This is a genomic window from Pedobacter sp. MC2016-05 (genome assembly GCF_026239735.1).
GTDB lineage: Bacteria > Bacteroidota > Bacteroidia > Sphingobacteriales > Sphingobacteriaceae > Pedobacter.
Map to the genome: position 1 here is coordinate 62,816 of NZ_JAPIVT010000014.1, position 11,202 is coordinate 74,017.

General features: G+C 35.9%; 13 protein-coding genes. 5 read left to right on the forward strand and 8 right to left on the reverse strand.

What is annotated here, in order from left to right; genetic code table 11:
* Positions 1-103 precede the first annotated feature (103 nt).
* The gene (locus tag OQZ33_RS16670) at positions 104-583 is read left to right on the forward strand and encodes a TlpA family protein disulfide reductase (protein WP_265800247.1); all 480 of its coding nucleotides are present in this window, start codon (positions 104-106) and stop codon (positions 581-583) included.
* On the opposite strand, the gene OQZ33_RS16675 is transcribed toward OQZ33_RS16670, so the two are convergent.
* Both OQZ33_RS16675 and OQZ33_RS16680 read right to left on the reverse strand, forming a co-directional pair.
* Positions 584-2,446, reverse strand: coding sequence for an Nramp family divalent metal transporter (locus tag OQZ33_RS16675; RefSeq protein WP_265800249.1), 1,863 nt, complete (start codon positions 2,444-2,446; stop codon positions 584-586).
* Positions 2,433-3,095: a metal-dependent transcriptional regulator gene (locus OQZ33_RS16680; RefSeq protein WP_265800251.1), complete on the reverse strand. Its 663-nt coding sequence runs from the start codon at positions 3,093-3,095 to the stop codon at positions 2,433-2,435. The genes OQZ33_RS16675 and OQZ33_RS16680 overlap by 14 nt, the downstream gene beginning before the upstream one ends.
* A 126-nt stretch (positions 3,096-3,221) precedes the next feature.
* Between OQZ33_RS16680 and OQZ33_RS16685 the strand changes: the two genes are divergently transcribed.
* The gene (locus OQZ33_RS16685; RefSeq protein WP_056850310.1) at positions 3,222-3,692 is read left to right on the forward strand and encodes an Lrp/AsnC family transcriptional regulator; all 471 of its coding nucleotides are present in this window, start codon (positions 3,222-3,224) and stop codon (positions 3,690-3,692) included.
* Positions 3,693-3,761: 69 nt separating this feature from the next.
* Here the strand turns inward: OQZ33_RS16685 and OQZ33_RS16690 are convergent, their stop codons facing one another.
* From OQZ33_RS16690 to OQZ33_RS16700, 3 genes are all read right to left on the reverse strand, one after another.
* Positions 3,762-4,415 (reverse strand): alpha/beta hydrolase, encoded by a 654-nt coding sequence (locus OQZ33_RS16690; protein WP_265800253.1) that lies wholly within the window; start codon positions 4,413-4,415, stop codon positions 3,762-3,764.
* On the reverse strand, positions 4,415-5,095 hold the full coding sequence (ung, locus tag OQZ33_RS16695; RefSeq protein WP_265800255.1) for a uracil-DNA glycosylase: 681 nt from the start codon (positions 5,093-5,095) through the stop codon (positions 4,415-4,417). The genes OQZ33_RS16690 and ung overlap by 1 nt, the downstream gene beginning before the upstream one ends.
* Before the next feature lie 74 nt (positions 5,096-5,169).
* A complete protein-coding gene (locus OQZ33_RS16700; RefSeq protein ID WP_265800256.1) occupies positions 5,170-5,688 on the reverse strand; it encodes a thioredoxin family protein in 519 nt (172 codons plus the stop codon).
* A 115-nt stretch (positions 5,689-5,803) separates the two neighbouring features.
* Here OQZ33_RS16700 and OQZ33_RS16705 point away from each other — a divergent pair, with 115 nt between their 5' ends.
* From OQZ33_RS16705 to OQZ33_RS16715, 3 genes are all read left to right on the forward strand, one after another.
* Positions 5,804-6,343 carry a DUF2892 domain-containing protein gene (locus OQZ33_RS16705; protein ID WP_056850420.1) on the forward strand — a complete coding sequence of 180 codons (540 nt, stop codon included), beginning with the start codon at positions 5,804-5,806 and terminating at the stop codon, positions 6,341-6,343.
* Between the two features lie 150 nt (positions 6,344-6,493).
* On the forward strand, positions 6,494-7,741 hold the full coding sequence (locus tag OQZ33_RS16710) for a cation:proton antiporter (RefSeq protein ID WP_265800258.1): 1,248 nt from the start codon (positions 6,494-6,496) through the stop codon (positions 7,739-7,741).
* Between the two features lie 234 nt (positions 7,742-7,975).
* Positions 7,976-8,530, forward strand: coding sequence for a pyridoxamine 5'-phosphate oxidase family protein (locus tag OQZ33_RS16715; RefSeq protein WP_056850306.1), 555 nt, complete (start codon positions 7,976-7,978; stop codon positions 8,528-8,530).
* 52 nt (positions 8,531-8,582) lie between these two features.
* Here OQZ33_RS16715 and OQZ33_RS16720 read toward each other — a convergent pair whose 3' ends face one another.
* The 3 genes from OQZ33_RS16720 to OQZ33_RS16730 form a co-directional block, all read right to left on the reverse strand.
* Positions 8,583-8,795, reverse strand: coding sequence for a hypothetical protein (locus tag OQZ33_RS16720; protein WP_265800261.1), 213 nt, complete (start codon positions 8,793-8,795; stop codon positions 8,583-8,585).
* 100 nt (positions 8,796-8,895) lie between these two features.
* On the reverse strand, positions 8,896-10,605 hold the full coding sequence (lysS, locus tag OQZ33_RS16725; protein ID WP_265800263.1) for a lysine--tRNA ligase: 1,710 nt from the start codon (positions 10,603-10,605) through the stop codon (positions 8,896-8,898).
* Between the two features lie 112 nt (positions 10,606-10,717).
* Positions 10,718-11,176: a MaoC family dehydratase gene (locus OQZ33_RS16730; RefSeq protein WP_265800265.1), complete on the reverse strand. Its 459-nt coding sequence runs from the start codon at positions 11,174-11,176 to the stop codon at positions 10,718-10,720.
* Positions 11,177-11,202 lie beyond the last annotated feature (26 nt).

Here is an 11,202-nt window from a genome sequence, read left to right on the forward strand (position 1 = left end):
CAGCTATTAGTAACACTTTGTTATCTTCATCTGTTTGTAAAAGCTAAACGATAAATCTATTGCTTGTAAAAATTATATTTATGTTTGATTTTTAAACATTATTATGAAATTTAAAATCCTTGTTTTAGCATTATCTTTTTTCTTCTTCGCTCATGTGAAAGCACAGCAACCTACAATTTTGCCGCAATTCACATTTTTTAAATTAGATGGTAAAGCATTTTCGAATAAAAATCTTGTTCCGGGCAAACAGAATCTGTTTATGCTTTTCGATGTAACCTGCGAGCATTGCCAACGAGAAACTAAGCTGCTCGGTGCCAATTATGCCCAATTTAAAAACCTAAATATCTATATGATTACCTTGGATGAGGCTTATATCATTCCACAATTTTTTAATACTTACGCTAAAGGTTTGAATGCAAAACCAAATGTGACCGTTCTTCAAGATAAAAATAAACTTTTCATTCCGTTGTTTTTGCCAAAAATGTATCCCGCTATGTATTTGTATTCTCCAGCAGGAAAACTTATCATTCATAATTCGGGTGATGGAGGAATTAAAAAGTTAATGAAAGTAATTAAAAATTAGTTATCTAATAATTAATACGGGAATATTCACTTTGTGCCTCACCGAATCTACTGTTGTACCAAAAATCAAATCTTTAAGTCCTTTATGACCATGAGCGCCCATTACTAAAAGTTCCAGTTCGTTTTTATTACTAATATCTGCAATTTCTTTAGCAGTGCTTCCAAAACCTATAAATGGCGTTGAATCATAACCCAAGTCTCCTAAGTTAGCTTTGTATTTTTCAAGATTTTCCCGGTCACTTTGTGTTTCATGGTCCATAACTTCTTGGCCGTGATATCTGGCGGCGGCAGTTTCTACTACGTGGATTAGGTAATAGTGAGCATCTTTTCCACCTTGAATAAGTGCGTGTCGGATGGTATTCCGGTCATTTTTAGAAAAATCTACTGCAATACCAATTCTGGAATAGCTAATCTTATCAATTTTCCCAATGTCCAAAGCATTACCATGCGGAACCATTTGCCTGTTTCTATTTTTTTCTTCAATCATCGGATGAAAGAATACATAAAGTAGTAGAAACACAATAAATATTAAGGCGGGAACGATAATTACATAAATCCACCAGGTATTGGCTTCTTTAGTCCACCCACTTATTTCTTCAACTACCAGTTTGACATTTAAGGCGATGATAGCCAATGCACTGGCCCATGCTAATACTTTAACCCATGTTTTTATCGCAAAATCTTTCATCAGTTTTTTATCTGATGTAAAGTGGATTAAGGGTATAATCGCAAAGCCCAGCTGCAAACTCAACACCACCTGACTCAAAACCAAAAGTCCACCCAGAGCATCATCACCATAATGAAGAATAGTGAAAAATGCGGGAATGATTGCCAATAATCGGGTAATCAATCTTCGTAACCAGGGCTGGATTCTTAGATTAATATGTCCCTCCATGATAATCTGACCAGCCAATGTACCCGTAACAGTAGAACTTTGCCCTGCGGCAATTAAAGCAATTGCGAAAAGAGCTGGCGCAACATCACCAAAAATATTTGATAATAATTTGTGTGCATCTTGAATTTCTGCCACTTCGTGTAATCCATTTTTATAAAACGCAGCTGCAGCCAATATCAAAATCGCCGCATTTACGAAAAAAGCCAGGTTCAGTGCAACCGTGGTATCGATTAAATTAAATTTTAAAGCCTCTTTAATGCCTTTATTTGTCCGTTCGATTTTTCTGGTTTGAACCAATGAAGAGTGCAAATACAGGTTGTGTGGCATTACAGTAGCGCCAATAATGCCAATAGCAATATATAAAGCATCGCCGCCTAAAATAGAAGGTTCGAAACCTCTAACAACTTCTTTTAATGAGGGTTCAACAATAAACATTTCCACTAAAAACGATATTCCAACAATGAAAACCATTGAAACTATAAAGCCTTCCATTGCTCGCATTCCTTTGTTAAGAAGAAATAGAAGCAAAATGGTGTCAAATATGGTAATGGAGATTCCCCAAATTAACGGTAAACCAAAAAGTAACTGTAAACCGATTGCCATCCCAATAATTTCAGCTAAATCGCAGGCAATAATAGCGGTCTGCGCTAATCCAAATAAAGGAATATTTGCCCAGCGGGGGTAAGCATGTTTAGAGGCCTGTGCCAAATCTAATCCTCTAACAATGCCTAAACGAGCACTTAACGATTGAAGTAAAAGCGCTATTAGATTTGACATGAGCAACACCCATATCAGTTGATATCCAAATTTACTTCCACCTGCTAAATCTGTAGCCCAGTTTCCTGGGTCCATATAGCCTACGCTTATTAAATAAGCAGGTCCAATAAAAGCTAAAATGCGACGCCAACCTTTTCTTTTGTCTGTGCTTACACTTTGGTGTACCTCACTAAGCGATTCAGTTTTTGCCATTACTGCTAATTAAAATATGCTTTGCCACTTCTCTACTAATATTAATTTGTTTGTCTGAAATCACAATTTCTACAGAACCATCGAAATCGGTAACATCATTAATTTGAATTTGTTTGCCTAAGGTCAATCCCAACTTTTCAAGATGTTTAAGAAATGCTGAACTGTGTTGACTAACACCAGTGATTGTTCCTGAATCCCCGATTTTCAATTCGATCAGTTTTGTAAACTGCGTTTTTGCAAACCTTCCATTTTTATCTGGAATAGGGTCGCCATGAGGATCTGATTTCGGGAAACCAAGAAACTCATCTAACCGTTCGATTAACGCAGTTGATTTTATATGTTCTAATTCCTCGGCAACATCGTGCACTTCATCCCATTTGAAATTAAGTTTGTCAACTAAGAAAACCTCCCAAAGCCGGTGTTTGCGTACAATATCTATAGCGGCATTCCTTCCTTTTTCTGTCATGGTAACGCCTTGATATTTAACATAATCTATAAACCCCTTGTCGGCAAGTTTCTTAATCATATCCGTTACTGATGCGGGTTTGGTCTGCATTTGCTCAGCAATGGCATTGGTTTGTACGTTATTAGTATTTTCTGCTAAATGATAAATTATTTTAAGATAATTCTCTTCAGTAAAACTTTGCATTTATGTCTATCTAATTAAATTTTTAGGTAAATCTAAAAAAAATAATTTAAAATATATTAGATAAATTTTGTTAAAATTTAGAATATAATTTGGTTATGTTTGTGTTCTCAATACCTTTGAACTAATATGGCATCAGAATTAGATAAGATCGATTTTAAAATTTTAAGAATCTTACAAGAAAACGGTAGAATTACTAACTTACTTTTATCACAAGAAATTGGATTATCGCCCGCACCAACTTTGGAGCGTGTTCGTAAATTAGAAATGGCTGGTTTTATTAAAAGCTACCATGCTTTAGTAGACGAAGAAAAATTAGGTTTAGGCATTAAGACTTTTATTCAAATTCAACTTGACTTCCATAAAAACAATACCATTCAGATTTTTCTTGATGAAGTAAACCAAATTAAAGAAATTACTGAGTGTCACCACGTAACAGGCCAGGCAGATTTCCTTTTAAAAGTTTATGTGAAAGACATCAAATCTTATGAACGATTGATTATGGAAAAAATCAGCAAAATTTCTGTTGTTAAAACTTTTCAAACCATGATGATTATGTCGACAACAAAGAAAGAACCTATTGTTCCTTTGGAATATTAACCCAAACCTAAGGAGGAGTTTTTCTAGCCATTGCCATCGATTTTCGATTTTTATCTGAACGGGGCAATCTTATGCGTTGATGATTAATTGATTGATGATCTCCGAGATTTCGGCTGCATTTTGATAAACCATGAAATGGGTTCCATTTTCAATTACAAAATCGGGTTTAGATTTTTTTGAATACAAAATTTTATCTTTCGTGCCGTGAATGTGAAATAATCGTTCAGGTATTAAATTGTTTCTCCAGCTCAAAATACTTCCAATTGCCCATTTTAGGAATCGTCGATCGGTATCGTTAATAATCTTTGTTAGTAGTTTTTTTTCAGCATTTGATTGCGTACCAAAAAAGAAATTCTGGGTAAGCCTGTTAGAGGACTTTATCAACCATGACGGAATTATTTCAACCAACTTCAGCTTACCTGCAAGTTTATAAAGCGGAGGTAATGTATTACTTTGAATGGTACTCGAGATTACAATTGTAAAAACCGGATTTAGAATTTTAGCGATCTCAACCGCAATCATTCCGCCAAAGGAAAGGCCAACCAATGCAAATTCTTCCGAGGTATCTATTATTTCGCTTAACCTTTTGGCATATTCAGACAGCGATTCTTTCCTTAATGGATTGATCCATTCAACATGGATAATGTTAATGCTTCGGTGTAATTTTAAACGAGAAAATATACGTTTATCAGCGCCTAATCCGCTAATGAAATAGGTATTCATTAAGCGGGTAAATTCCAGTCGACTGGTTTCAGATTATTCTGAATCAGCAGCTGGTTTGTTTTTGAGAACGGCCGGGAACCCAAAAAGCCAGTATGTGCAGAAAAAGGAGAGGGGTGAGCAGAAGTTAGAACATAATGTTTTTTTTGATCAATTAAGGTCGCCTTTTGTTGCGCATATTTCCCCCAGAGTAAGAAAACTACATGTCCTAGTTTCTGAGAAATGGCCTTGATAATTTCATCTGTAAAAATTTCCCATCCACGATTCTGGTGTGATCCTGGTGTAGATGCTCTGACTGTTAACGTCGCATTCAATAGCAAAACACCCTGTTCGGCCCAGTGGGTTAAATGACCATGATTAGGAGCTTTGAACCCTTCGATATCGCTTTCCAATTCCTTGTAAATATTTTTTAACGATGGGGGGACAGCCACGCCACGCTGAACAGAAAATGATAATCCATGAGCCTGGCCTGCTCCGTGATACGGATCCTGACCCAGGATCACCACCTTTACCTTATCGAATGGAGTGGTGTTCAGCGCATTAAAAATATCTGCATTTTTAGGATAAATGTTAACACCCGCGTCCTTTTCAGCTTTGAGGAAAGACTTAAGATTGATCATATAATCTTTTTCAAATTCCTGCTCTAAAACAGATAACCAACCAGGTTCGAGTGCTGCAGACATGTATTTATTGTTATATTTTTAAGAGGTAGTAGTTACTTTGTTGGAGGTAAAACCAAAACCCGCACCTAAAAGTTTTATGATTTCTTTTTATAGATTTCCAACAAATCTGCTTCAAGTGTTGCTTTAGGATGTTCCACTATTCTACCCAATTCTTTTCCTTTCTTGTCAAAAACGATAAACGTTGGTACTCTTTGGATATCTAACCCGTCAATAATGCCGTTTTCTGCTTTCTTGTTTCCATCAACAGCAATTATTTCTACATTCTTTTCTTTGAAGTGAAGCGCATCTAAAACTTTGAAAAAATTAGGAACATTCACTTTGCTATCTCCGCACCAAGTGCCGAAAACAATTTTGATCTTTTCGTTCTTAACCAGCTTTTTCAATTCAATCAGTGTAGCTGCATCAGGAACATAAGCCGCATAAATTGGATCGTGCATTTCCTTAAATTCTGGGAATGTGGTGATACCTTCCCTTGTACACACATTTATTAATACATCTTTATTTCTAGCTTGGTCGTGAATTTTTTTGTTGATTTCTTGAGCTGAGACGTTCATGGCAAGTACAATTAGGGTTATGGATAAGAGAATTTTCATATTAATTTGATGAATTGTTTAGACTGTGAAATTTTTAATGAAATTATTGTTTTAAAATCTAAATTATGCCATTTAAAAACGATATTTGCAAAAAAAAATAATTAGAATAAATTTTATGCCAAATATTATCAGATTAATTGCGGGGGTTGCTTTACTGGGTGGCGCAGTAGCTTTATTTATTTTCGGTTTTTGGCCATGGGGAATTGTGGCTATTTTATTAGGGTTAATTATATTGGTAACCTTCTTTTTTAACGAAAACATGCTTTTAGCACAGTGGTTTCTAAGAAAAGACAATATGCCAAAGGCAAAGGCTTACTTAGATAGAATTACAAATTATGAAAAGCAGTTGATTAGGGTGCAACATGGTTATTATAATTTACTTGTTGGTTTAATTGAAAGTAGAACTGCTCCATTAAAATCAGAAAAATATTTTAAAACGGCCTTGAACCTAGGGATGCAGATGGAACATAATGTGGCCTTGGCAAAGTTAAGTTTAGCTGGAATTGCAATGGCTAAGCGCAATAAACGTGAAGCAACGATGTATTTAGCAGAGGCTAAGAAAGCCGATAAAAATAAATTATTAGCTGATCAGATAAAACAAATGAAAGATCAGATGGGGATGATGGACAAACAACAGCAAGTTCGTTATAGATAAATTCCCGATATTGAAATAAATTAAAGCCGATGCGAATCGGCTTTTTTTGTGCTTAAAAATAGACCAATTAAAGTAATAATCTAAAAAATAATTTAGATTAGTCGAAATTATTTAATATTTTGGGGATTTACGTATCCTTCAAGAATATTTATGGAATTATATTACTCTTTCTCCGTTCTCATCGTACTAGCCTCCTTCTTTTCCTACCTCAATCTTCGCTACCTCAAACTACCATCAACCATTGGTATAATGATTATTGCGATGTTAAGTTCAATAGTTTTGGTTTTTACTGGGAGTTTGTTTCCAAAAACCTTCGATCATTTCTCTACTCTATTACAAGATGTAGATTTTACAGAAGTGTTGATGGGAGCGATGTTAAATTTTCTATTATTTGCTGGAGCAATTCACATCAATTTGGTCGATTTGAGAGAGCAACGTGCTCCCGTAATCATATTTTCTACCGTTAGTGTAGTGATATCTACTTTCGCAGTTGGTGCACTAGTGTTTTATATTTCCCCACTATTAGGATTTCAGGTGTCGTTTATTTACAGTTTATTATTTGGAGCCTTGATTTCACCAACCGATCCCATCGCAGTGATGGGTGTTTTGAAGGATGCCAATGTGCAAAAATCTCTGGAAACAAAAGTTGCAGGCGAATCACTATTTAATGATGGTGTTGCAGTAGTAATTTTTGCGGTTATTCTTCAGCTAGCACAGGGAAGTGATATCGCCATCAGTTTCACCAATATTTCCTGGTTACTAATAAAAGAAGCCTTTGGTGGATTTCTATTGGGGACGTTGTTGGGCATTGGTGCTTCTAATGCCATGAGAAAGATTGATGATTACAAAGTTTCAGTTTTGATTACTTTGTCAGTGGTGATGGGCGGTTATTTACTTGCACACTCCATTCATATTTCTGGTCCTTTAACTATGGTTGCTGCAGGTATTGTAATAGGTAATTATGGAAAACGGACTGCAATGTCTGCAGTTACCAAAGATTACCTTAACAAATTTTGGGAGCTTATCGATGAAATCTTGAACGCCATTTTATTTTTATTTATTGGCTTCGAATTGTTAATCATTAGAAATATTACAGATTACTGGTTGATCGGATTATGCGGTATTCTCATCGTCTTGTTTTCACGTTTTCTATCCATTTATATTCCTGTTAAGGTTATTCCATTTAAAAACAAGTTTAGTAGCGGAACCATAAAAGTTTTAGTATGGGGCGGGCTGCGTGGCGGTGTTTCGATTGCACTAGTGTTATCAATGGATGAAGGTCTGTACAAACCACTATTGGTAGGAATAACTTACTTTGTTGTGGTATTTTCTATTATTGTACAGGGATTAACAGTGGGTAAACTGGCCAAGAAAGTTCTTTCTGTCGAAGAAGTTTAGCCTACGTTTGAAAGCCCTGCTTTCACAATTTTGAATATCTAAATTCAGGTTTATGTTTGCTAAACCTGTTAGAACGGTTGTACTTTTTGTTGCACAAAGTTTAAATAAACGATAGCCGCTCGCAAAAAGATATTAGTGATAGCAGGGCGAACTTGGATAGTAGCAATTACATTGCTTTTCAAAATTTAAAACTAAACTCGCATTCTTATTGTAGTAAATAGAAAATTCTATACTATGGCAACATCACAAGAAGGAAGTACTAACAATACTCAGGAAGAAGATAATATTAAAGATTTAGGTGGCAAAGAAGCGGTTGAAAAATTACGCAGCCTTGCTGAAAAGGCAGAAAGCTGCTTTTTTTGTACAAATATTAAAACCGGAGTTCCTTTATCGGTAAGGCCAATGGCTATTCAGCAGGTTGATGATGAAGGAAATATTTGGTTTATGAGTATGAAAGACAGTCATAAGAACGACGAAATAGCTACTGATCCATTTACACACTTACTATTCCAGGCGGGTGCACATTCGGGCTTTGTGAACATTTATGGCATTTCTGAAATTAGCAGAGACCAGGCTAAGATTGATGAGCTGTGGAGTCCATTTATTAAAACCTGGTTTCAAGGTGGGAAAGAGGATCCAAATATCACGTTGATAAAAGTGATCCCATCAGAGGGTTATTATTGGGACACTAAAAATGGAACGGCCGTGGCATTTTTAAAGATGGCAGCCTCGGTTATTACAGGCAAAACAATGGATGATTCGGTGGAAGGTACGTTGGATATAGATTAGTTAGTGAATGGTTAAAAGTTAAATTTTGTATTTACAACTTTTGATTTTTAACCTATTTATCGTCTAAATTATCATATCCTTCTAACTCTTCTCTTTGAGATCTTTTGCTCAAAATATCATCTTCTTCATTTTGAACTTTAGAGAAGAATAATGCTTCGGCTTGTATTCTTTTAATTAATTGGCGGACAAGGGTTAAATCAAATGCATCTTTACTCAGTTTGATGCAGTATTCTCTTTCGTTAATTTCTAAGCTTGAAGTATTCATAAGGCAATCTTTTTCTATTGATTGCTGTAAATATAGAAAAGGCTTGCTAAACAATTGTTAGCAAGCCTTTTAAATTTTTGTTATGTTTATGTTAAGGTTTTTATTTATGCGACAAAAACAAACCTTCGTCGGTTTTGGTAACTTTTAAAACCCCTTTACCGGTAAGACCTTTAAGGGTGGTATCCCACTTTTTGTTGCTCCAATCTGTAAGTTTAGCCTTAACAACGGTTAATAAAAGTTGTTCGTCTTCTTTTACCAAAACAAATAATTCAGTTTCTTCCGGAGATAATTCAATCTTCTTTTGCTCAGGGCGCATTTGTGGGAAGAATAATACTTCCTGAATGGTGCTTTGGTTGGTCATTAACATTACAATTCTGTCGATACCGAAACCTAACCCTGATGTTGGCGGCATACCATATTCCAAAGCACGAACAAAATCTTCATCCATGGCCATTGCCTCATCATCACCACGATCTGCAAGTGTCAATTGATCTTCAAAACGTTCTTTCTGATCGATAGGATCATTTAACTCTGAATAAGCATTTCCGATTTCTTTACCATTTACAAAAATCTCAAAACGTTCTACTAAACCAGGAGCAGACCGGTGTTTTTTAGCTAACGGCGTCATTTCGATAGGATAATCGGTAATGAAAGTAGGCTGAATGAGGTTCGCTTCTACTTTTTCACTGAAAATCTCGTCTACCAATTTACCACGACCCATGGTAGAATCGGTTTGAATACCCAAAGTTGCACAGGTTTGAAGCAACGCTTCTTCATCCATTGCAGAAACGTCAATTCCTGTATATTTTTGAATTGACTCGTACATGGTTAATTTCTCATACGGTCCTTCGAAATTGATATCGTTATCGCCCACTTTAACCACAGCTGAGCCGTTGGTTGCAATCGCTACTTTCTCTAAACATTCTTCAACCATGGCCATCATCCAGATATAATCTTTATAGGCTACATATATTTCCATTGAAGTAAATTCAGGGTTATGGGTACGATCCATTCCTTCATTACGGAACATTTTACCGAATTCATAAACGCCATCGAAACCAGCAACAATCAATCTTTTTAGGTACAACTCATTTGCAATACGCAAATAAAGCGGCATATCTAAAGTATTATGATGCGTAGCAAAAGGACGAGCGGCTGCACCGCCGTGAATTGGTTGAAGAATAGGCGTTTCTACTTCCATCCAACCTTGTTCATCAAAATAGTTGCGCATGGAGTTAATTACCTTACTCCGTTTGATGAAAATTTGTTTGTAATCTGGATTTACGGTTAAATCAACGTAGCGCATTCTATAACGCAATTCCGGATTAGTAAATCCATCGTAAACGTTGCCCTCATCATCCCGTTTAACAATAGGAAGGGGGCGAAGTGATTTCGCTAATACTTTAAATTCGGTAACGTGGATAGAAATTTCACCAGTTTGAGTAGTGAAAACATAGCCTTTAATCCCAATGAAATCGCCAATATCCAAAAGTTTTTTGAATACGGTATTGTATAATGTTTTGTCTTCGCCTGGGCAAAGCTCATCTCTTTTTAAATAAACCTGAATACGGGCAGTAGAATCTTGAATTTCGGCGAAAGAAGCTGCACCCATGATGTTACGCCCCATAATACGACCAGCCAAGCTAACCGTCTTATAAGCAGTTTTATCCTTTTCGTAGTTCTTCAATATATCAGCAGCACTTACATTTACATCATAAGATTCTGCAGGATAGGGCTCGATGCCTAACGCTCGTAATTGTTTTAGCGACTCACGTCGTAATATTTCTTGTTCTGATAATCCTATACTCATTTCGGGTATTTTTTGCAAAAGTAAGAATTTTGCAAGATGTTTAATAATAGTATTTGCCTCTCCTCACGCAGAAAAGATTTATACCTTTTTATTTTTCCTGTTGGAGTTGCTTTTAATTGAAATGGTAAAGGAATATTACGTTGCCGGTATAGGCTGTTTTGGTTTGGCCTTTAATATCAAGATTGGCTTCGATTACCACTTTTGTAATGCCTCTTAAATCAGATATTGCTTTCAGTTTCGCCCTTAATTGAACTTCATCATTTACTAAAACAGGTTTGTTAAACTTAAACTTTTCAATTCCATAGTTTACCTCCATTTTTACATTCTGAATGTCAGCGATTTGTTTCCATAAATAGGGGATAAGAGATAGGGTCAAATAGCCATGAGCAATAGTAGAACCGAATGGTCCTTCATCTTTAGCTTTCTGTTCATCACAGTGGATCCATTGAAAATCCAAAGTTGCCTCGGCAAATTTTGTGATTTGTTGCTGATCTATTTTGTGCCATTGAGAGCTGCCAATTTCTTTTCCCAAAAATGATTCGTACTCTTCGAAACTATTAATTACAACCATATTCACTTCCGTCGGGTTTAAAAGAG

Bases quoted from the DNA above. Each gene is read 5' to 3' on its own strand.
- OQZ33_RS16675 (WP_265800249.1), bottom strand. From the start codon at position 2,446: ATGGCAAAAACTGAATCGCTTAGTGAGGTACACCAAAGTGTAAGCACA.
- lysS (WP_265800263.1), bottom strand. From the start codon at position 10,605: ATGAGTATAGGATTATCAGAACAAGAAATATTACGACGTGAGTCGCTA.
- OQZ33_RS16720 (WP_265800261.1), bottom strand. From the start codon at position 8,795: ATGAATACTTCAAGCTTAGAAATTAACGAAAGAGAATACTGCATCAAA.
- OQZ33_RS16710 (WP_265800258.1), top strand. From the start codon at position 6,494: ATGGAATTATATTACTCTTTCTCCGTTCTCATCGTACTAGCCTCCTTC.
- OQZ33_RS16690 (WP_265800253.1), bottom strand. From the start codon at position 4,415: ATGAATACCTATTTCATTAGCGGATTAGGCGCTGATAAACGTATATTT.
- OQZ33_RS16705 (WP_056850420.1), top strand. From the start codon at position 5,804: ATGCCAAATATTATCAGATTAATTGCGGGGGTTGCTTTACTGGGTGGC.
- OQZ33_RS16680 (WP_265800251.1), bottom strand. From the start codon at position 3,095: ATGCAAAGTTTTACTGAAGAGAATTATCTTAAAATAATTTATCATTTA.
- OQZ33_RS16670 (WP_265800247.1), top strand. From the start codon at position 104: ATGAAATTTAAAATCCTTGTTTTAGCATTATCTTTTTTCTTCTTCGCT.
- OQZ33_RS16730 (WP_265800265.1), bottom strand. From the start codon at position 11,176: ATGGTTGTAATTAATAGTTTCGAAGAGTACGAATCATTTTTGGGAAAA.
- OQZ33_RS16715 (WP_056850306.1), top strand. From the start codon at position 7,976: ATGGCAACATCACAAGAAGGAAGTACTAACAATACTCAGGAAGAAGAT.
- OQZ33_RS16685 (WP_056850310.1), top strand. From the start codon at position 3,222: ATGGCATCAGAATTAGATAAGATCGATTTTAAAATTTTAAGAATCTTA.
- OQZ33_RS16700 (WP_265800256.1), bottom strand. From the start codon at position 5,688: ATGAAAATTCTCTTATCCATAACCCTAATTGTACTTGCCATGAACGTC.
- ung (WP_265800255.1), bottom strand. From the start codon at position 5,095: ATGTCTGCAGCACTCGAACCTGGTTGGTTATCTGTTTTAGAGCAGGAA.